The organism is Streptomyces sp. NPDC088252 (assembly GCF_044740965.1).
Lineage (GTDB): Bacteria > Actinomycetota > Actinomycetes > Streptomycetales > Streptomycetaceae > Streptomyces.
The window spans coordinates 54,795-75,578 of sequence record NZ_JBIURS010000001.1; the positions used below are offsets into that span (position 1 = coordinate 54,795).

General features: G+C 72.3%; 17 protein-coding genes and 1 other RNA gene. 13 read left to right on the plus strand and 5 right to left on the minus strand.

Annotated features, from left to right (window positions below):
* Positions 1-125: 125 nt before the first annotated feature.
* A complete protein-coding gene (locus ACIOHC_RS00195) occupies positions 126-3,773 on the minus strand; it encodes an FHA domain-containing protein (RefSeq protein ID WP_351073557.1) in 3,648 nt (1,215 codons plus the stop codon).
* Between the two features lie 589 nt (positions 3,774-4,362).
* On the opposite strand from ACIOHC_RS00195, the gene ACIOHC_RS00200 reads away from it, so the two are divergent.
* The 4 genes from ACIOHC_RS00200 to ACIOHC_RS00215 all read left to right on the plus strand — a co-directional run bounded on the left by ACIOHC_RS00200 (position 4,363) and on the right by ACIOHC_RS00215 (position 9,914).
* On the plus strand, positions 4,363-6,003 hold the full coding sequence (locus tag ACIOHC_RS00200) for a serine/threonine-protein kinase (RefSeq protein ID WP_401840729.1): 1,641 nt from the start codon (positions 4,363-4,365) through the stop codon (positions 6,001-6,003).
* A 181-nt stretch (positions 6,004-6,184) separates the two neighbouring features.
* Entirely contained in the window at positions 6,185-7,420 is a 1,236-nt protein-coding gene (locus tag ACIOHC_RS00205) for a serine/threonine-protein kinase (protein WP_351073553.1), read from the plus strand.
* A gap of 162 nt (positions 7,421-7,582) precedes the next feature.
* On the plus strand, positions 7,583-8,689 hold the full coding sequence (gene prfB, locus ACIOHC_RS00210) for a peptide chain release factor 2 (protein WP_072489181.1): 1,107 nt from the start codon (positions 7,583-7,585) through the stop codon (positions 8,687-8,689).
* Positions 8,690-9,101: 412 nt separating this feature from the next.
* Positions 9,102-9,914 carry a hypothetical protein gene (locus tag ACIOHC_RS00215; protein ID WP_365689118.1) on the plus strand — a complete coding sequence of 271 codons (813 nt, stop codon included), beginning with the start codon at positions 9,102-9,104 and terminating at the stop codon, positions 9,912-9,914.
* A gap of 112 nt (positions 9,915-10,026) precedes the next feature.
* On the opposite strand, the gene ACIOHC_RS00220 is transcribed toward ACIOHC_RS00215, so the two are convergent.
* Positions 10,027-10,227, minus strand: coding sequence for a hypothetical protein (locus ACIOHC_RS00220; RefSeq protein ID WP_351073547.1), 201 nt, complete (start codon positions 10,225-10,227; stop codon positions 10,027-10,029).
* 269 nt (positions 10,228-10,496) lie between these two features.
* Here ACIOHC_RS00220 and ftsE point away from each other — a divergent pair, with 269 nt between their 5' ends.
* The 5 genes from ftsE (at position 10,497) to ssrA (ending at position 14,378) form a co-directional block, all read left to right on the plus strand.
* Positions 10,497-11,186 carry a cell division ATP-binding protein FtsE gene (gene ftsE, locus ACIOHC_RS00225; protein ID WP_148018939.1) on the plus strand — a complete coding sequence of 230 codons (690 nt, stop codon included), beginning with the start codon at positions 10,497-10,499 and terminating at the stop codon, positions 11,184-11,186.
* Between the two features lie 23 nt (positions 11,187-11,209).
* On the plus strand, positions 11,210-12,127 hold the full coding sequence (gene ftsX, locus ACIOHC_RS00230; RefSeq protein ID WP_351073544.1) for a permease-like cell division protein FtsX: 918 nt from the start codon (positions 11,210-11,212) through the stop codon (positions 12,125-12,127).
* 67 nt (positions 12,128-12,194) lie between these two features.
* The gene (locus tag ACIOHC_RS00235) at positions 12,195-13,382 is read left to right on the plus strand and encodes a S41 family peptidase (RefSeq protein WP_365689121.1); all 1,188 of its coding nucleotides are present in this window, start codon (positions 12,195-12,197) and stop codon (positions 13,380-13,382) included.
* A gap of 18 nt (positions 13,383-13,400) precedes the next feature.
* Entirely contained in the window at positions 13,401-13,889 is a 489-nt protein-coding gene (gene smpB / locus ACIOHC_RS00240; RefSeq protein WP_351073540.1) for an SsrA-binding protein SmpB, read from the plus strand.
* Between the two features lie 119 nt (positions 13,890-14,008).
* Positions 14,009-14,378, plus strand: a transfer-messenger RNA (tmRNA) gene (ssrA, locus tag ACIOHC_RS00245).
* A 78-nt stretch (positions 14,379-14,456) separates the two neighbouring features.
* On the opposite strand, the gene ACIOHC_RS00250 is transcribed toward ssrA, so the two are convergent.
* The gene (locus ACIOHC_RS00250; protein WP_351073538.1) at positions 14,457-15,716 is read right to left on the minus strand and encodes an MFS transporter; all 1,260 of its coding nucleotides are present in this window, start codon (positions 15,714-15,716) and stop codon (positions 14,457-14,459) included.
* 83 nt (positions 15,717-15,799) lie between these two features.
* Between ACIOHC_RS00250 and ACIOHC_RS00255 the strand changes: the two genes are divergently transcribed.
* Both ACIOHC_RS00255 and ACIOHC_RS00260 read left to right on the plus strand, forming a co-directional pair.
* A complete protein-coding gene (locus tag ACIOHC_RS00255; RefSeq protein ID WP_351073536.1) occupies positions 15,800-16,801 on the plus strand; it encodes a LysR family transcriptional regulator in 1,002 nt (333 codons plus the stop codon).
* Between the two features lie 336 nt (positions 16,802-17,137).
* A complete protein-coding gene (locus tag ACIOHC_RS00260) occupies positions 17,138-18,280 on the plus strand; it encodes a uroporphyrinogen-III synthase (RefSeq protein WP_365689259.1) in 1,143 nt (380 codons plus the stop codon).
* Here ACIOHC_RS00260 and ACIOHC_RS00265 read toward each other — a convergent pair.
* Positions 18,229-18,807, minus strand: a complete 579-nt coding sequence (locus tag ACIOHC_RS00265; RefSeq protein ID WP_365689124.1) for an anthrone oxygenase family protein — start codon at positions 18,805-18,807, stop codon at positions 18,229-18,231. The genes ACIOHC_RS00260 and ACIOHC_RS00265 overlap by 52 nt on opposite strands.
* A gap of 229 nt (positions 18,808-19,036) precedes the next feature.
* On the opposite strand from ACIOHC_RS00265, the gene ACIOHC_RS00270 reads away from it, so the two are divergent.
* Entirely contained in the window at positions 19,037-19,414 is a 378-nt protein-coding gene (locus tag ACIOHC_RS00270; RefSeq protein ID WP_365689126.1) for a DUF4259 domain-containing protein, read from the plus strand.
* 31 nt (positions 19,415-19,445) lie between these two features.
* Positions 19,446-20,012, plus strand: a complete 567-nt coding sequence (locus ACIOHC_RS00275; protein WP_365689127.1) for a GNAT family protein — start codon at positions 19,446-19,448, stop codon at positions 20,010-20,012.
* A 103-nt stretch (positions 20,013-20,115) separates the two neighbouring features.
* On the opposite strand, the gene ACIOHC_RS00280 is transcribed toward ACIOHC_RS00275, so the two are convergent.
* On the minus strand, positions 20,116-20,670 hold the full coding sequence (locus tag ACIOHC_RS00280) for a GNAT family N-acetyltransferase (RefSeq protein ID WP_389635944.1): 555 nt from the start codon (positions 20,668-20,670) through the stop codon (positions 20,116-20,118).
* Positions 20,671-20,784 lie beyond the last annotated feature (114 nt).

The following is a 20,784-nucleotide window of genomic DNA, read 5'->3' on the forward strand; positions in this document are numbered from 1 at the left end:
ACATCGTCGTGTGCGCACAGTCCTACGCCCGGTGCACGGGGGCCGCAATACCGCTCCCTGCGTCAACTCCATGATCGTAATGGGCTCGTGACGTCATGTCATTGCATGTACGGACCAGGCGGACCTCAGGAGCGGACGGGCCCGAACGGGGCTATCGGCTCCGCGTCGACGGACCGGGCCGCCCGCTCCAGCGCACTGGCGAGCAGCGCCAGGTCCGTCGGGCCGTTGCCCAGCTCCCGGACCGGGCGCCGGGTGGGCGGATCGCCCATCCGCTCCCACTCCAGCGGCACGACGGTGGGGCGCAGCGTCGCCGTACGCGGAATGCGTCCCGTCACCCGGCCGCCCTGGAACGGCGTCACCCGCCCGTCCGGATGACCGAGGCGGCCACGGCCGGGCGCCGGGTCCTCCGGCGAGGGCGGGACGACCGGCGCGTCCAGCACGATGCGCAGCCGGGCCCCGTGGGTCAGGTCCGTGTCCTCCGTACGGTCCGGGCGGGCGGATGTCGCGACCAGGTGGACGCCGAGCCGGCCGCCCTCCCGGGCCACGGCCTCCAGGGCCCGCACGACCGAACCGGCGGCCGGGCGGCCGGGACTGCCGAGCGCCGGGGCGACCAGCGCGTCGAAGTCGTCGACCAGGACGACGAGCCGGGGCAGCGGGGAAGGCCCGGGTGCCACGGACGGCGTCGCCGCGGGCCGCAGCCGGAGCGTCCCGCTCATCGCCGAGTCCACGTCGCCCCGCTGCTCAGCGGCCGTCGGCGGACGCTGACCGACCATCCGCTGCGCCACCTCGTGCCGATGGTGCCACTCGGTGAAGTCGTACGAGCCGAGCAGTTCGGCCCGCCGCTTCAGCTCACCGCCCAGCGCCTGCGCGAACTCGCGCATCCGCACCGGATCGGAGGCCACGAGGTGGGCGAACGCGTGCGGGAGTTCGGCGCACGGGCCGAGGCTCTCGCCGCGCTCGCCCCCGGCGCCGTCGACCAGCAGTATGCCCAGCAGGTCGGGGCGGGCGGCCGCGGCCAGTGAGGCGGCGACGGCCCGCAACAGCTCCGTACGTCCGCTGCCGGGCGGCCCCTCGATGAGGAGATGGGGGCCCTCCTCCGCGAGGTCCACACCGACCGGGCCCCGGGGACCGGCCCCGAGCACCACGAACGGCCGCCCGGCGGCCACGGCGGCGGTGCCTCCGGCGGGGGCGGCGGCGGGCGTGCCCGTGCCGGTGTCCGCGGCCACGGCGGCACGTCCGGCCGACGCCGCACCCTCGGCGGTCCGCGCCGCGATCCGGGGCGTGTCGCCGCCGCGCGGTCCGCTCACCCGGTTCGGGGTGTGCGCGGACCCGGCGGAACGGGGGCCGTCGGCCCTCTGGGCATCTCCACCGCCACGGAAATCCGACCCGGCAACGGTGCGGGAGCCCGGAGTGTCCCCGGGCGGTCCGCCGTAGTGGCCGCCGCCGACCCGGGGGGCGGCGGTGCCGGGGTACGGGGCGCGCCCGGAGCCACGGGTGTCGTGGGTGTCGTCGCGCGCCAGGCCGTGGCCCGGTGTGCCGACGTGCGTGGCGGTGTCGCTGCCGGGATACGGGGTGCGGCCCGAACCGGGGCCGTATCCGCCCACACCGTCCGGCGCCGAGCGCTGGGCGCCCACGCGGGGGGTCGCGCCGCGCGGGTGCTCCGTACGGCCCGAACCGCGGGCGTCCGCGTCCGTACCGCCACCGGCCGCACCTCCCGGCCCGCCCGTCCAGCGGCCCGAACCGCGGACCGTGGCGCCGGGCTGGTCGTCCGCGGTGGAGGCCCAGCGGGCCATCAGGGAGGCCGGGGTGGCGCGCGCCAGGCCCAGCTCGTCCAGCAGCCGGGCGGTCGGCGGGAGTGCGGCCGACGCGGGCCGGCCGTGGGACGTGGCCGAACCCTCCGCACGCAGCGGGGCCAGCGCCCGGCCGAACCGCTCGGCCCAGTGCGCCGACACCGCGTCCACCGCGGCGACCGTGCCACGGCCCGCGGCCCGGCCGTCCGCGGCACGCAGCAGTCGCAGGGCCGTCGCCACATCGCCGCTCAGCATCGCCACCGCCCCGCACTCGCGGAACGCGATCGAGGCGTGGCAGGCGGCCTCGTACGTCGCCGCGACCGGTGAGGTGGGCGTGGCGGCCGGGGTCTCCGCCAGACAGATCAGATGGATTCCGGCGGCCGAGCCCGCGGCGGCCAGCCGGGCGGTGGTCTCGCGCAGCGCCGCCGAACCGGGGTCGCCGTCGACGATCACCACGGTGTAGGGCCCGGTGTACCGCCCGGCGGCCTCGGCGACCGTGCTCCGGTCCAGGCTCGCCCAGCCGGGCCCGAGCGGCCCCTCGTCCAGCCGACGCACCAGCTCCGTCGTACGGGCGACGGCCTGCTCGCGGTCGTACGCGAGGAGCAGTCGGCAGTCCTGGCCGTGCATCGGCCGCAGATGGGGCAGCCAGCCCAGCCAGGCCCACTCGCGCCTGCGCTCGTCCGTGCCGCGCGCGCGGTCCGTGCTGATCAGCACGATCTCCAGATCGGCGGGGGAGTGCAGTGCGGCGAGCTGCGCCACCGTCGAGCGGGCGAGTCCGGCCAGCCGCGTCCGCGGCCCGGCGAGCCCGAGGGAACCGGCCTCCCGCAGCCCGACGGTCACCGGCACGGCGGGAAGCCCGGCCCGGTCCGTCGTGCCCAGGCGCACCACGAGCGCCTCCGGGTGCGCGGTGCCGCGCTCCCAGAGCCGCGGGCCGGGGCCGAGCGCGGTCAGCAGCACGGCCGCGGGGTCGGGCCAGATGCTCGACGCGGCGGACCCCGGTGGCGCCAGGGGGTCGGTGGACGGATACGGCGGCCCTGCCTCCCCCGTCCCGTCGGGTGTCGCCTCGTGGACCGGCTCGCCCTTGTTGCCCGCGAGTCTGCGGGCCCAGGCGCCTATCCCGCCCCGCCGGGGCGACTCCTCGCCCGCGGACCGGGGGGAGCGCTCGGCGGGGGACCGGCGGCGGGGGTCGGTGTGCCCGCCGTCACCGCTTCCGTACGCGTGAGGGGCGTCGGTCCCTTCCTGGGGGGCGGGCCCGGAGCCGGGGGAGACGGACTGGGCGTACGCGTGACCGGAGCCGTACGCCTCGGGGTCGCCATCGGCGCCGGCCGTGCCCGCCGTGCCGGACACCCGAAGATGCCCCTCGCCGTCCGGGGCCGTCGCCAGCGTCGGCGTACGGGCGCCGGAGGTCAGCCGGAGCGTGGACTCGCCGAGCCGCAGCAGCGCGCCGGGATCCAGGCGGACCGGGCGGTCGCGGACCTCCGCGCCGTCGAGCAGGGTGCCGTTGGTGGAGCCCAGGTCCGCGACCGAGACCAGGCCGTCCGCCGAGACCGTCACCGCGCAGTGCAGCCGGGACACGTCGGGGTCGTCGAGCGGGACGTCCGCGTCGGCGGAGCGGCCGATCCGGACCCGGCCGCCGTGCAGCAGATGGACACCGCCCGCGTCGGGCCCCGCGACCACGTGCAGCTGCGCCGGGACGGAGTCGTCCGCCACCTCGTCCTCGCCCGGGACCTGGAGCGAGAGCACCGCTCCGTCGACCAGCGGGGGCTCACCCAGCGCGCATCGCTGCGCGTCCAGCCGCTCACGCCCGGCGAACAGCACCACCGCACCGCTGCCGAGCGAGCCGTCGGGCCCGGAGACCGCCGCCGCCAGGGGGGACGCCACCGTGGCGAGCGCCGTCCCCGACGGGGCGGTGACCAGCACGTCGCAGGCGCGCGCCGGGGTCTGGCCGCTGCGCGGCGCGAGGACGGTCAGCCGGATCTGCATCGCCGTCAGCGGTCCCTTCTGCGCGGGGCGCCGGGCAGGGGAAAAGCCCTGTGATTCCCCCCACCCGACACGGACGCGTCGTCCGGTACAGGTTCGTCACGTGCCGCGGGGCTCCCGACCCCACAGTCCCGTGCTGAAGGCATCCTCGCACCTGCCACTGACAACACGCCCGGGGGTCACCGCTGAGTGATCTTGAAACGTCTGCTGTGCGCCCATAAGTGCCTGCTTGGAAGGTTCTTCGCGGCGGAACCGTTCCGGCAGAGTGTCCGAAACGATTCGTCGTACGGGTGTGCGGCAACCATCGGCCCGATGTGAGCGTCTTGTTCCGTGTCCGGTCCGATATCTCCCCAGGAGACGTCCGGGCCCGGTGGGTGCCACCGGCGACGATCACCGGGCGGACCGGCTCGACCCCGCCGGCCGCCCCGCGCCGGGGTCTGCCGACGGACCGCCGTCCGTCGTGCGGGCCGGGCGCCGCACGGCAGCCCTCCGGGCGGCGACGGCAGTTTGACGACAGGCCCTAGAGTGGGCCGGAACTCCCGGGCCGATCCGGGAGCACCGCAAGCACCACGATCAGCAGGGAGCGCATGACGTGCGGCCGGTAGGCAGCAAGTACCTGCTCGAGGAGCCGCTGGGACGCGGCGCCACGGGCACCGTCTGGCGTGCCCGCCAGCGGGAGGCCGCAGGCGCCGAGGCGGCCGTGGCCGGCCAGCCCGGCGAGACCGTGGCGATCAAGGTCCTGAAGGAGGAGCTCGCCAACGACGCGGACGTCGTGATGCGATTCCTGCGCGAGCGCTCCGTGCTGCTCCGGCTCACCCACGAGAACATCGTGCGCACCCGCGACCTGGTCGTCGAGGGCGATCTCCTCGCCCTCGTCATGGATCTGGTCGACGGCCCCGACCTGCACCGCTACCTGCGCGAGAACGGCCCGCTCACCCCGGTCGCCGCCGCGCTGCTCACCGCCCAGATCGCGGACGCGCTCGCCGCCAGCCACGCCGACGGCGTCGTCCACCGCGACCTGAAGCCCGCCAACGTCCTGCTCGACGAGCGCGACGGCGGGATGCGCCCGATGCTCACCGACTTCGGCATCGCGCGACTGGCCGACTCCCCGGGGCTCACCCGGACCCATGAGTTCGTCGGCACGCCCGCCTACGTGGCACCCGAGTCCGCCGAGGGCCGCCCGCAGACCTCCGCCGTCGACGTCTACGGCGCCGGCATCCTGCTGTACGAGCTGGTCACCGGCCGCCCGCCGTTCTCCGGCGGCACCGCCCTCGAAGTCCTGCACCAGCACCTCAGCGAGGAGCCCCGCCGCCCCACCACCGTCCCGGCGCCCCTCTGGACGGTCATGGAGCGCTGCCTGAGCAAGGACGCGGACCAGCGGCCCAGCGCCGAGAACCTGGCCCGCGCGCTGCGCACCGTCGCGGCTGGCATCGGGGTGCACGCCAGTGCCGCTCAGATCGCGGCGGCCGACGGCGTGGGCGCCCTGCTCGCACCCGACCCGGCGCCCGCGGCCGTTCCGCAGACGCCCGGTGCGGCCGACCCGACGCAGGTGCTGCCGAGCAACGCGGGCTCGTACGATCCGAACGCCGCGACCAGCGTCATGCAGCACGCCCCCGGTCAGGGCTCGGGCGGGCACGCCGACCCGACCTCGGTCATGCCGCCCGTACCGCCGCGCCCGGACGGCGCTCCGCAGTCCGAGGACCCGCACCCCTGGCAGTCCCAGCTCCAGGCGGCCCGTGACCGCAACGAGCAGACACAGGTCCAGCACCTCGACCCGAACCAGGACCCGCTGCGCCGCCGTCCCCAGCGGCCCCAGCCGCAGCAACGACAGCAGCCGCAGCAGCAGTACCAGCAGCCGCAGCAGCAGCAGTACCCCCAGCCCCGGCGGCAGCAGTACCAGCCGCAGCACCAGCCCCAACAGCAGTACCAGCGGCAGCAGTACGCGCCCCCGCAGCAGCCGCCGCCCCAGCAGCCTGCCCCGAGGCAGCCCCGCGAGCCCAGGCAGCGCAGCGCCAACCCGATGAGGATCCCCGGACTCGGCTGCCTCAAGGGCTGCCTGTTCACCCTGGTCCTGCTCTTCGTCGCGGGCTGGCTGATCTGGGAACTGACCCCGCTGCAGGACTGGATCGGCCAGGGCAAGAGCTACTGGCAGGCGATCAGTGACGCCGTCTCCACCGTGACCGACTGGGTCTCGAAACTGGGTGGCGGGAGCAGCGGCAGCGGCGGTTCCTGAGCAGCCGACGCATCATCAACTCTGTAGCCAAATCGACTTCTGCGGGCCAGTTTCCATCTCATTTCGCCCGCAGAAGTGAGGGTTGGCGCCATCCCGGGCACTCAACACCCCGATCGACGCGTAACTTTGTCGACCGGGGGTCATGAGCGACGGTCCATCGCCAGCCGCTGAGGGAGCAGTCTTGGCACGGAATATCGGCAGCCGGTACACCGCCCACCAGATCCTGGGGCGCGGCAGCGCCGGCACGGTGTGGCTCGGCGAGGGGCCCGAGGGCCCGGTGGCCATCAAGCTGCTCCGCGAGGACCTCGCGTCCGACCAGGAGCTCGTGGGCCGCTTCGTCCAGGAGCGCACCGCGCTGCTCGGGCTGGACCACCCCCATGTCGTCGCCGTCCGCGACCTCGTGGTGGACGGCAACGACCTGGCACTGGTCATGAACCTGGTTCGCGGCACGGACCTGCGCACCCGCCTCGACCGTGAACGCCGCCTCGCACCCGAGGCCGCCGTCGCGATCATCGCGGACGTCGCCGACGGCCTGGCCGCCGCGCACGCCGCCGGGGTGGTCCACCGTGACGTCAAGCCGGAGAACATCCTGCTCGACATGGAGGGCCCGCTCGGCCCCGGCGGCTCGCACCCCGCGCTGCTCACCGACTTCGGCGTGGCCAAACTGATCGACACCCCGCGCCGCACCAAGGCCAGCAAGATCATCGGCACGCCGGACTATCTGGCCCCCGAGATAGTCGAGGGCCTCCCGCCCCGTGCCGCTGTGGACATCTACGCCCTCGCCACGGTCCTGTACGAACTCCTCGCCGGCTTCACGCCCTTCGGCGGCGGACACCCCGGAGCGGTCCTGCGCCGCCACGTCACGGAGACGGTCGTCCCGCTCCCGGGCATCCCCGAGGAGCTCTGGCAGCTCCTGGTCCAGTGCCTGGCCAAGGCCCCGGCCTCCCGGCTGCGCGCCTCCGAGCTGGCGGCCCGGCTGCGCGAGCAGCTCCCGCAGCTGGCCGGCATCCCGCCGCTCGACGTGGACGAGCCGGACGCCGAACCGGAGCCCCGGACGTACGACGAGCAGCAGTACACCCCGCCCGAGGAGCCCCGCCGCCGCGGCGCGGTCCCGCTGGTCCCCGGATCGTCCACCGACTCCAACCGCGACACCCACACGAGCATGCGTGTCCCGGCCCCCGACGAACTCTCCGGCGGTCCCCGGGGTACGGCCAGGGCCCCGCGCGCTCCGGGCAGGCCCCGCCCCGGCTCGGCCCGCAACAAGTCCGCGGCGGTCCGCAAGCGCCGTCTGACGCTGGGCGCCGCGGCGCTGGTGCTGGTGGTCGCCCTCGGCGTCGGCGGCTGGCTGGCGCTGGGCGACGACGGCTCGAACGCGCCCGCACAGGACACGAAGAGCTCGGCGCCCGGAACACCCTGACCGGAGCGCCCCCACGGGGCGGTTCCCGACGGATTCCGGAGCCGGGCGGCCCGCTCGGCAGCCCTCGGCGGCAGGGGCCGCGGACGCTCCGCGCACCCGGTCACCGAGTCGTGATCATGCGGCCCGAGGAATGTCCGCGCCGACAGCCGTTACGCTGGACCCGTGGCAGTCGTCGATATTTCCGAAGAGCTGAAGTCCCTCTCCTCGACCATGGGGTCGATCGAGGCCGTCCTGGACCTGGATGCGCTGAGGGCGGACATCGCCGCGCTTGAGGAGCAGGCGGCCGCGCCCTCCCTCTGGGACGACCCGGAGGCGGCGCAGAAAATCACCAGCAAGCTTTCGCACCTCCAGGCCGAGGTCCGCAAGACCGAGGCCCTCCGCGGCCGGATCGACGATCTTGAGGTCCTCTTCGAGCTCGCCCAGGACGAGGGCGACGCCGATGCCCTCGCCGAGGCCGAGTCCGAGCTGGAGTCGGTCAGGAAGGCGCTGGACGAGATGGAGGTCCGTACGCTCCTCTCCGGCGAGTACGACGCCCGCGAGGCCCTGGTCAACATCCGGGCCGAGGCCGGTGGCGTCGATGCCGCCGACTTCGCCGAGAAGCTCCAGCGCATGTACATCCGCTGGGCCGAGCGGCACGGCTACAAGACCGAGGTCTACGAGACGTCGTACGCGGAAGAGGCCGGCATCAAGTCGACCACCTTCGCCGTCCAGGTGCCGTACGCCTACGGCACGCTCTCCGTCGAGCAGGGCACCCACCGGCTCGTCCGGATCTCGCCCTTCGACAACCAGGGCCGTCGCCAGACGTCCTTCGCGGGTGTCGAGGTGCTGCCCGTGGTCGAGCAGACCGACCACATCGAGATCGACGAGTCCGAGCTCCGCGTCGACGTGTACCGCTCGTCGGGGCCGGGCGGTCAGGGCGTCAACACCACGGACTCCGCGGTGCGCCTGACCCACCTCCCGACCGGCATCGTCGTCTCCTGTCAGAACGAGCGCTCGCAGATCCAGAACAAGGCGTCCGCGATGAACGTCCTCCAGGCGAAGCTCCTTGAGCGCCGCCGCCAGGAGGAGCAGGCCAAGATGGACGCCCTCAAGGGCGACGGCGGCAACTCCTGGGGCAACCAGATGCGGTCGTACGTCCTGCACCCGTACCAGATGGTCAAGGACCTGCGTACGGAGTTCGAGATGGGCAACCCGGAAGCGGTCTTCAACGGCGAGATCGACGGCTTCCTGGAGGCGGGCATCCGCTGGCGCAAGCAGCGGGAGAAGTAGGCGGGCCGCAGGGGCCTGTTCCTGTCCTGTTCCTTGCCTCTGTTTCCTGCGGCGGTGCCGGAATCCCCAAGGGTTCCGGCGCCGCCGTTTTCGTCGGGGGCGGTACGGAGCTGCTCCGAAAGGGAGTTGGGCCTCCGAGTTGCGCAGACGCCGTGGCGAGTGCGTCACAGTCGTGATTCTGAATGACGGTCAACTACGAGCAAACCGGTTCACATTGCCCGGAACGGCCTTGACGTAGTCCTTAACTCTGGACAGGGTGCTAGGGCAGCATGCGTATGTCTGGGACGGGTGTGAACGGGGGCGGGCGGTATGGCCACGACTCGATGTGGCGCCGTTCGGAGCGAACCCCGCAGAGCCGGGGCCCGCATATGGCTGCTCCACTGACGAGAACAGCTACTGGGGGTAGCAGCAGATGACCAAGAAGACGCGAGTACGCGTCGCGCGGATAGCCGCGGGTGCGGTGATCGCCGCAGGCGCCTCGCTCACCGCTGCCGGTGTGGCATCGGCCGTCGGCGTCGATGTCAACGTTGCCGGGCTGTCGGCCAACGCTCACGTCGACGAATCCGGTCTGGGGATCGACGCCGGCCTCACCGGGCCGTCGGGCGAGTCCGGGGGCGGCGACCCGGGCGGTGTCGACCAGGGCGGCACCACGCAGGGTGGCGACCAGGGTGGTGCCGGTGACCAGGGTGGTGCGGGCGACCAGGGTGGTGCGGGCGACCAGGGTGGCGCCGGTGACCAGGGTGGTGCCGGTGACCAGGGTGGTGCCGGTGACCAGGGTGGTGCGGGCGACCAGGGTGGTGCCGGTGACCAGGGTGGTGCGGGCGACCAGGGTGGTGCCGGTGACCAGGGTGGTGCGGGCGACCAGGGTGGCGCGGGCCACCAGGGCGGCACCTCCGGTAACGGTGGCACCTCCGGCAACGGCGGTACCTCCGGTAACGGAGGCACCTCCGGCAACGGTGGTACCGCCGGTAACGCCTCCTCCGGTACCACCGGTGGCGACGCCAACACCTGCACCGTCGACCTCGACGGTGCGAAGTGCGCGGACAACACCACCCCCGACTCGGCCGGCAACCAGCCGGTCGAGCAGGGCAAGGGCAAGGACGAGCTCGCCGAGACCGGTGCCGCCGAGACCACGTTCCTGCTGGTCGGCGCCGCGACGATGATTGCCGGAGGCATCGGCTTCCGGATCCTGCCTCGCCTGATGAACGGCCGTACGGTCGCCTAAGGGCCAGGTGCGCACAGAAGGGCCCGGGACGCCTGTCGGCATCCCGGGCCCCTCCGCGTACACGTACACGCTTTCGCAGGCGGACGGACGGCCTCGACCGCGCGCTCCGGTGCTACACGCTCTGGTGCGCCAGCAGTGCCAGCGCCCCCAGCAGCACCACGAGCAGGGCCACCAGCGTCACAGGGCTCAGTCCCGCGAAGATTCCCTGCCCTTGTTCCTGCTGCAGCCGCTCACGGCTGGCCCGGCACACGGGGCAACGGCCCTCGTTCACGGGCGCCGCGCAGTTTGCGCACACCAGTCGGTCATAGGTCATGCGCTTTCCTCCTCCCGCGCGGCGGAGCCGCATACGCCTTCACTCCGCACAACGCTCATGGAAACGCATCCGTTCCCCCTCCCACTGTGCCAGCTCGCGCGGATTTCGGCGCGGCCCGCCGGACATCACCCGATCTGTAGTGCTTCGGCCTCACTGTCGACCGGTGCCGTTCCGCCATAAAACACCCATCCTCGGACGCGCGCCTGCACGCCTCAGTCCGCTTCGCGTATGGTCACGCACACCTACTCCCGGCCGACCGTGGTGCATCCGTGATCCGATTCGACAACGTCTCCAAGACCTACCCGAAGCAGAGCCGTCCCGCTCTACGGGATGTGTCTCTCGATATCGAGAAGGGCGAGTTCGTCTTCCTGGTGGGCTCCTCCGGCTCCGGCAAGTCCACCTTCATGCGACTCATCCTCCGTGAAGAGCGCGCCAGTCAGGGCATGGTTCATGTTCTGGGCAAGGACCTCGCGCGCATGTCCAACTGGAAGGTGCCGCACATGCGCCGCCAGCTGGGCACGGTGTTCCAGGACTTCCGGCTCCTCCCCAACAAGACCGTCGCGGAGAACGTGGCGTTCGCGCAGGAGGTCATCGGCAAGCCGCGCGGTGAGATCCGCAAGGCGGTGCCGCAGGTTCTCGACCTGGTCGGCCTCGGCGGCAAGGAGGACCGGATGCCCGGCGAGCTCTCCGGTGGTGAGCAGCAGCGAGTGGCGATCGCGCGGGCGTTCGTGAACCGCCCCATGCTGCTGATCGCGGACGAGCCGACCGGCAACCTCGACCCGCAGACCTCCGTGGGCATCATGAAGCTGCTGGACCGGATCAACCGGACCGGTACGACCGTGATCATGGCGACCCACGACCAGAACATCGTCGACCAGATGCGCAAGCGCGTCATCGAGCTGGAGAAGGGCCGTCTCGTACGCGACCAGGCCCGCGGCGTCTACGGCTACCAGCACTGAGCATCGAGCACTGAAAGGACGCCATGCGCGCCCAGTTCGTCCTGTCGGAGATCGGCGTCGGCCTCCGTCGCAACCTCACGATGACCTTCGCCGTCGTCGTCTCCGTCGCCCTCTCGCTCGCCCTGTTCGGCGGCGCGCTGCTCATGCGCGAGCAGGTCAGCACGATGAAGGACTACTGGTACGACAAGGTCAACGTCTCGATCTTCCTCTGCAGCAAGAGCGATGTGACCTCCACGCCCAAGTGCGCCAAGGGTGCTGTCACCGCGGAGCAGAAGAAGGAGATCGAGGCCGATCTCCACAAGATGGACGCGGTCCAGACGGTCACGTACGAGTCGGCCGACCAGGCGTACAAGCACTACCAGCAGCAGTTCGGCGACTCGCCCATGGCGAGCAACATCACGCCGGACCAGATGCAGGAGTCGTTCCGGGTCAAGCTCCACGACCCGAAGAAGTACAAGGTCGTCGCCACCGCCTTCGCCGGCCGCGACGGGGTGCAGTCCGTCCAGGACCAGAGATCCATCCTGGACAACCTCTTCCAGCTGATGAACGGCATGAACGTGGCCGCCCTCTTCGTGATGGCGCTGATGCTGGTCATCGCGTTGATGTTGATCGTCAACACCGTCCGGGTGTCCGCGTTCAGCCGACGGCGTGAAACCGGCATCATGCGGCTCGTCGGCGCCTCCGGCTTCTACATCCAGATGCCGTTCATCATGGAGGCCGCGTTCGCCGGACTCCTCGGCGGCGTGCTCGCCTGCGTGATGCTGCTGGCCGGCCGGTACTTCCTGATCGACGGTGGCCTGGCGCTGCAGAGCAAGCTCAATCTGATCGACTTCATCGGCTGGGACGCGGTCTTCACCAAGCTGCCCCTGGTCCTGGCGATCGGTCTGCTGATGCCCGCCGTTGCCGCTCTCTTCGCGCTCCGCAAGTACCTGAAGGTGTGACAAGCGCCCCTGCGGCGCACGGTCAACCGGCCGTGCGCCGCAGGGGCGTTGTCCTAGACTCGACGCCATGTCGGGTCCCACGCAGTGTTTCGGGCCCCGCGGTGTGCGCCGCGGGGCGGCCCTGACCTTGGTCTTCGCGAGCGTGCTGGCCACCGCCGCGGCCACCGGCTCCCTGCCGCGCGGCGGTGCGAAGTCCTCGGAACCGGTGACCCGTTCCGTCGCCGCCACCCTCGACGGCGACGAGGTGGCCGCCGCCGCCGCGCGAGCCGTGGCCGACGGCAAGTCCGGCAAGAAGGCGGCCGAGGAAGCCGTCAGCCGCAGCGGCGACCGCTGGGGCGCGGTCTACGACGAGCGGCAGTACGAGGAGTTCGAGCAGGCCCTCGACGGTTCGTACACCGGCGTCGGGATCTCCGCCAAGCGCTCCGCCGACGGACTGGTCGAGGTGGCCCGGGTCCAGCCCGGCGGCCCCGCCGAGCGGGCCGGCATCGAGCCGGGTGACCTGCTCCGTACCGTCGACGGCCGTCGGGTCGACAAGCGCCCCGTCTCCGAGGTCGTCGCCCTGCTGCGCGGAGACCGTACGGAGGCGGCCGTCGGCACCACCGTCAGTCTGGGGGTCCAGCGGGGCGCCGCGCTGCGGACCGAGACCTTGCGGCGGGCCGAACTCACCACCGAGGCCGTCACCGTGCGGCGGATCGGACCGGGCCGTTCCGATTCCTCCGCGGCTGTACTGATCGAGGTCGACTCGTTCACCAGGGGCTCGGGTGCGAAGGTCCGCGACGCGGTCCGGGACGCACCGGCGCGCGCCGGGGTGCTCCTCGATCTCCGAGGCAACTCCGGCGGCCTGGTCGCCGAGGCCGTCACCGCCGCCTCCGCGTTCCTGGACGGCGGCCTGGTCGCCACGTACGACGTGCACGGCGAGCAGCGCGCGCTCTACGCGCAGCCGGGCGGCGACACCGTCCGCCCTCTCGTCGTCCTCGTGGACGGCGGCACGATGAGCGCGGCCGAGCTCCTCACCGGCGCGCTCCAGGACCGGGGCCGTGCCGTGACCGTCGGATCGCGCACCTTCGGCAAGGGTTCGGTGCAGATGCCCAGCAAGCTCCCGGGCGGTTCGGTGGCCGAGCTGACCGTCGGCCACTACCGCACGCCGGCGGGCCGAGGGGTCGACGGCCGCGGCATCACCCCGGACCTCGCGGTCGGCTCCGGGGCCGAGCGGCGGGCCGAGACAGTATTGAGTGGCCTCGGGGGTGGGTCGTAGTGCGAAAATGGCCGCACTATGGCTAAGGAAAAGGACACCGGGCGCAAGCTCATCGCGCAGAACAAGAAGGCGCGGCACGACTACCACATCCTCGACACCTACGAGTGCGGTCTCGTACTCATGGGCACCGAGGTCAAATCGCTGCGGCTGGGCCGGGCCTCGCTCGTGGACGGCTTCGTCCAGATCGACGGCGGCGAGGCATGGCTGCACAACATCCACGTCCCGGAGTACGTGCAGGGGACCTGGACCAACCACTCGGCCAAGCGGAAGCGCAAGCTGCTGATGCACCGGGCGGAGATCGACAAGCTGGAGTCGAAGTCCGGCGAGACGGGGCACACGATCGTGCCGCTCGCGCTGTACTTCAAGGACGGCCGGGTGAAGGTCGAGATCGCGCTCGCCAAGGGCAAGAAGGAGTACGACAAGCGGCAGACCCTGCGCGAGAAGCAGGATCTGCGGGAGACCAACCGTGCGATCTCGGCAGCGCGCCGGCGCCAGCGCAGCGCGTAGCCGGGAGCGTGCGTGCGGAGCCGGCGGCGGCTCGCAGGAATAGGCTGGCATCGTCGTGCGTTGGTCACGTACGATGGCACTGCACTCCACAGCGGGTGCATACATTGAAAACACAACATGGGGATGATCGGTTTCGACAGCGGATGTCGAAGCAGGGGAAGCGTGTCGAGGAAGCGGCAATGATCTCGTAAACCATATGTCGCAACCAATAATCGCCAACACCAAGCGCGATTCCTTCGCCCTCGCTGCCTAAGTAGCGACTTGCGAAGTGTCAGCCCGGGGGTGATCCCGACCCGGATCCTGGCATCATCAAGGGATCTAAACTTCTAGACCCGGTCACGGGGCCTGGAAGGAAATCAAACAGTGACTGAGCCCGTCGGAGACTTGTTCGCGTGATCTCCGGGGCCGAGAAAATCGCAGCGAACTGCACACGGAGAAGCCCTGATTCTGCACCGTTGGACGCGGGTTCGATTCCCGCCATCTCCACAATTCCCATGTGAACGAGGACCCCGTTGCCCACCGGCAACGGGGTCCTCGTTCTTGTGCCCGGAGTTGTCCCGCCCGGCATCAGCTCCGGGGGGCACGGACCCCGGCCCCCGCGATGATCAGCGCCAGCCCCGCCGCGCACATCGGTACGACATAGCCGGTCACCTGCCCCGTGTGCTCCACCATCCAGCCGCCGGTCGCCGATCCCACGGCGATCCCGCCCAGCAGTGCGGTCACGGCCAGGGTCATGCCCTCGTTCAACTGGCCCTCGGGAGTGAGGCGTTGTACCAGCGTCATCCCGGTGACCATGGTGGGGGCGGTGGCGGCACCGGCCAGCAGCAGCGCGCCGGCGAGGGCGAGCAGCGAATCGGTCGAGGAGGCGGCGAGCAGTGGCAGGGACATCAGCGCCGTCATGCCCGCCAGGCAGCCCAGCAGCCGGCGCCGGATGTCCGCGGCCGGGCGAAGCGATCCGTACCACAGCCCCGCCACACATGATCCGGCTGCCTGGAGGGCCAGGATCGCACCCCCGGCGTGGGCGATCGTGACGACCTCCATCGCGCCGAAGACCGCTCCGGTGGCCAGGAAGGCGGCGAGCAGGGCCGGCATGCCGGAGGCGCGGAGCGGGGAACCCGCGTGGGTACGGGGCGCCACCGGCGGTTCGGTGGCGCGTTGGGCGGCGAAGATCAGCACGCCGGTCATCAGCAGGATTGCCCCGACGAGTGTTCCGGCCTCCGGGAAGAGTGCCGCGCACAGCAGGGCGGCGAGGGCCGGGCCGAGCATGAAGCAGAGTTCGTCGACGGCCTGTTCGAAGGAGTTCGCGGTGTGCAGGGCGGCCGGGTCGCCCCGGTGCAGATGGGCCCAGCGGGCACGGGACATCCCGCCGGTGTTGGGGGTGGTGGCGGTCGCGGCGTAGGAGGCGAAGAGCGTCCAGACCGGGGCGCCGTAGTGCACGCAGAGCAGCAGAGCGATCGATCCGAGAACGGCGATCGCGGTGGCGGGCACGGCGACCCTGGCCTGCCCGTACCGGTCGACGAGCCGGGCCGTCCAGGGTGCGACCACCGCCGTGGCGGCGAGGCCGGTCGCGGTGACGGCACCGGCCAGGGCGTAGGAGCCGTGCGAACCGGCGATCATGATCACCGCGCTGACGCTGAACATGCCCATGGGCACCCGGGCGAGAAGGTTACCGGCCGTGAACGCACGCGCGCCCGGGGTGGCGAGCAGCCTGCGGTAGGGATTGGCGGACACGGGCCGGGCGGGGGCGGTCGCACGCGGGGCGATGACCAGCAGATCTCCGGAGACGGCGAGCAGGGGGGCGGCGGACGGGGTTCTCTCGTACGGCATGGCTCAACCCTCGGTGCGCGCGGCCCACGCGGTCCAACACCTTCTCCGTACCGATTGACGCACTTGTGTTGTAAATTCTCGCCATGGCTTCCTCCGCCGCCGACAGGGGCGCCCCGACGCATCCCCATACCGACCCCCGGCTGCTCCGTGCCTTCGTCGCCGTGGCCGAGGAACTGCACTTCACCCGTGCCGCGGCCCGGCTCTACCTCGCCCAGCAGGCGCTGAGCCGGGACATCCGCCGCCTGGAACGCGAACTGGGTGCGGAGCTGTTCGTACGGACCACCCGGCAGGTCTCCCTCACCACCGACGGCGAACGGCTCCTCCCGTACGCCCGGCGGGTGCTGGAGGCGCACGCCGATCTTGCCGCGGCCTTCACCGACCCCGCTGCCCGGCCGCTGTTCGTCGACCTCAACACCGACGGCATGACGGCCGCCCGGGTCCTCGCCCGCGCGCGGGAGCTGGCTCCGGGGTGCGAGCTGATGGCGCGCTTCGAGAGCGGGCTCACCTGGGCCGCCGGGGAGATCCTCGCCGGTCGGATCGATGTCTCCTTCGGCCGGGCCGCCGGACTCGACCCCGCGGTCCGGGCCCGGCTCGGCGTCCAGCCGGTGCGGTACGAGCCGATGGCCGTGCTGCTCCCCGTCGATCACCGTCTCGCCGCGCGCGAGGCCGTCGCGCTGGACGACCTGGCCGGTGAGACCGTCTACGCGGGCGCCGGGAACCCGCGCACCACGGAGTGGACGGATCTCGCTCGGCTGCTCTTCGCCGAGTGGGGCGTCGAACTGGCCCCACCCGTACCGCTCGCGATCGGTGCGGCCGAATTCCAACGGGTCACGGCCAAGTCGGGGCACCCGGTGCTGTGCATGGTCGACTTTCCGCCGTTGCCGGGCACCGTGATGCGTCCGCTGGTCCGGCCCGTACCGATCTCCCCGCTCCTGCTGGTCTGGCGCAAGGGGCTGCGTCACCCCGGCCTCGACGCCCTGCGCGAAGCCGCGGCCCGACTGGGTTCCGAGGAGGGCTGGATGGTGCGTCCCGAGGGGAGCTGGCTGCCGGAACCCGACGCGTCGCTCATGGCGGGGCCTGCCTGATCCAGGCGTCCGGAAGGGCGGATCAGGGAAGGGCGGATCAGGGAAGGGCGGACACCGGAAGCGGTCCGGACGATGGCGCGACGGAGGCCGGAGCGGCACGGGTTCGGGGCGGTGGAGGGACGGTATACCTTCGCCGGGCCGCACCCGGTCGGTGCCCGCACCTGCCGAGCCCCGGCTCGGCCGCGTCGTGGTGCGGGCGAGGTGCGATCATGACTGTTCGATGTCATGCGACGTAACGGGCGGGAAATACGGGTGAACCAGGTCTGTCACGCACCGTTGGCAGGCTCGGCCCTCGGCATCATCGGGCAGCAGCGGGACGAGAGCCGGGTAGACCACATGCACCAGGACGAACAGCACGGGCCACTCACGGGCTTCACCGTCGGGGTCACCGCCGCACGCCGCGCGGAGGAGTTCGGCGCACTGCTGGAGCGACGGGGGGCGGCCGTCGTGTACGCGCCCGCCCTGCGGATCGTGCCGCTCGCCGACGACGGCGAACTCCTCGCCGCCACCCGCCACATCGTCGACTCCGCCCCCGATGTGGTCGTGGCCACCACCGCGGTCGGCTTCCGGGGCTGGATCGAGGCCGCCGACGGCTGGGGTCTCGGCGGCCGGCTGCTGGAGACCCTGCGCGGCGCCGAACTGCTGGCCCGCGGCCCCAAGGTCAAGGGCGCCGTCCGGGCCGCCGGGCTGACCGAGACGTGGTCCCCCGCCTCGGAGTCCATGGCGGAGGTGCTGGACCGGCTCCTCGACGAGGGGGTGGCAGGCCGCCGCATCGCGCTCCAACTGCACGGCGAACCCCTCCCCGGCTTCATCGAACCCCTCCGCGCGGCGGGGGCCGAGGTCGTCGCCGTACCCGTCTACCGCTGGGTGGACCCCGAGGACATCGCCCCCCTCGACCGGATGCTCGACACCACCCTGGCCCGGGGCCTGGACGCCCTCACCTTCACCAGCGCTCCCGCCGCCGCCTCGCTGCTCGGCCGGGCGGAGAAGCGCGGGCTGCTGCCGGAACTTCTGGGTGCGCTGCGCGACGACGTTCTCGTGGCCTGCGTCGGACCGGTCACCGCCGTTCCGCTGCGGGCCCGCGGGATCGGCACCGTCCAGCCGGAGCGCTTCCGGCTGGCGCCGCTCGTTCAGCTGTTGTGCCATGAACTACCCGCCCGAGTGAGGGCGTTGCCGGTCGCCGGACATCGGGTCGAGATCCGCGGTCATGCCGTGATCGTCGACGGCGAGCCGCGCCCGGTGCCGCCCGCCGGAATGGCCCTGCTCCATGCCCTGGCCCGCCGGCCGGGCTGGGTGGTGGCCCGCGCCGACCTGCTGCGCGCACTGCCCGGCAGCGGCACCGACGAACACGCGGTGGAGACGGCCATGGCGAGGCTGCGTACGGCGCTGGGCGAGCCCCGGCTCATCCAGACGGTCGTCAAACGCGGTTACCGGCTGGCGCTGGACCCGGTGGGGGACAGCGAGTACGCGGATTCCTGAGAACCTCGCGGATGCCTGCGAGCCGCCAGGAACAGGGCACGAAGGAGCAGGGCGAGAGCAGCGGTGCACAGGACGGCCCGGACGGCGTTCCAGGCCACCCAGGCGCCCTCGAATCTCTCGCGCACGGCTGCGGGGTCGGCGATCCGCGCCGGATTCCCGGCGTGCGCGAGGGCGTTGTTCAGCGGGACATTGACGCCCGAGGTGAGCAGGAAGGCGACGGCGTACACGGCGAGGGCGGCGAGGATCCACAGGCGCGGGCCGGGGGAGCGGCGCTGCTGCCAGGCGGCGACCGCCGTGAGGATCAGCGCCCCGAAGAATCCGGCGAAGAAGACCGGGTTCTCGATGACGTCGTTGATGTTCTGCATGACCTCGATGAAGGTCCGGTCGTCGCTGCGCCCGAGGGCCGGCATGACCGCGCAGGAGAACACGTAGAACGTGCCCGCGACCAGTCCGGTGGCGACGGCGGCACCGCCGAGCACGAGGTGCTGCGGGGTGCGGGAGGGGCGCATGGGCCGAGTGGTTGTCATGTCTCCCAGTGAAGTGGCGAGGACGGTCCCGCTCCATCGCTCAGGCGCGCAGCTCCATACGCGGGCGTCCAGGACCGCACGGCGCTCGCGCCCCGCCCGCCGTCGCAAGGGCGGCTCGCAGGAACGGCGTCCGTTGCCGCCGGTGGGGTCTGCCGGGCGGAACCCGGCCGTTGTCAGTGCGGCTTGCTAGAACGGTCGCAGGCACGGAACGACGACCGGAGGGGGCCCTGTGGGTACCTGGGGCAGCGGGAATTTCGACGACGACACGGCGGCGGATCATCTGTCGGGCATCACCGGGCGGCTCGTCTCGGAGATCGAGGAGGCCATGGCCGGCGACCCGGTCGGCCTGGAGCCCGACGAGTACTGGGGCGTCGCCGTGCCGTGCAATGTCGAGCTGCTGTGTCTGATCGCCGAGCAGCACTACGTCGGCGCCACGGTGCCCGGGGCGGCGGTGGTCGAGCGCTGGGAGAAGACCTTCATGGACGTGTGGGAACGGACCATCGACGGTCTCGAACCCGAACCGGAGCACAAGGAGAAGCGGCGGGCGGAGCTGATCCGCACCTTCGACCGTCTGAGGGCTGTCCTGTCCGCGCGGGAGGCGGCGTGACCGTGTGACGGGGCCGGGATAGCGTGACGGGATGATCGATGACATCCACCGGCTCGACGCGGGCATACGGTTGCGTCCCGCCACCCCGGCCGACGCCGCCTCCCTCGCCGTGTCCCTGACCCGCAGTCGCGCGTACATGAGCCGCTGGGAGCCCGTGCGGCCCGACGCCTTCTACACCGAGCAGGGACAGCGGGAACGGCTGGCCGGAATGCTCGCGGACCGTGACGCGGGGCGGGCGATGCCGTGGGTGCTCACCGACGAACAGGACCGCGCGGTGGGCGGGTTCAACCTCACCGGCATCGTGCTCGGGCCCTTCCGCAGCGGAAACCTTGGTTACTGGGTCGATGTCGAGCACGCGGGCCGCGGCCTGGCCACGGCCGCCGTGGAGCGGGTCTGCGAAGTGGCCAGGGACGATCTGCGGCTGCACCGGGTCGAGGCCGGGACGGTGCTGGACAACGAGGCCTCGCAGCGGGTGCTCGCCAAGTGCGGCTTCGAGCAGTACGGCATGGCCCCGCGCTATCTGCACATCAACGGCGAGTGGCGCGACCACCGGCTGTTCCAGCGGATTCTGCACGACGGTCCGTCGCCGACGGGGTGACGGCCCCGGGCGGACCGACCGGCGCCGGTGATCCCGGACCGGCATCGTTCCACCGGGCGGGTGTGGGAGCGGAGGGGGTCCGCCCGGCGACGGGACGGAACGGCTACCGGACGTGCCCGGTGCGCAGCCGCACATGCCGGTGCCCGTCCAGCGGCCACGGCGGATGCGCGGGGACGACCTCCGCGAAGCCGTAACCGCTCTTCTCCGCGACCCGGCAGGACGCGTCGTTGCCCGCCTGGTGCAACAAGTCCAGCCGCACGAGCCCGTCCCCCGCGAACGCCTCGAACGCCCAGTCGGTGAGCGCCCCGAGCGCTCGCGGGGCGACCCCGCGGCCGCGCGCCCGTGCCGTCGTCCAGTAGCCGACCTCCGCGCCGGCGGAGCCCGGTGAGGGGTACTTGAGCGCCACGTTGCCGACCAGCTCGTCGTCGAGATCGCGATCGATCACCGCGAAACTGAAGCGGCTGCCGGATTCCCGGCCCTCCTGCTGCACCCGCAGCCAGTGCCGTGCCTCCGCCTCGTCCGTGACCCGCACGCGCAGCATGGTGCGCATCGCGGGATCGCGGTACGCCTCGATCAGGGCCGCCATGTCCTCGGGCAGCCAGGGCCGGAGCAGGAGCGGCCCGGCCTCCGGAGCGGCGGTACGGGGGTCGTTGTCCATCGGGACACCGTACGGGCCCCCGTCGGCGCGGACCCGTACGGCAGCAGGGGTTCCGGGGTGGACGCCCGAGGGGCACCCTGGGGGAGACCCCGATCGGAGACCCCGAGGCGGTGA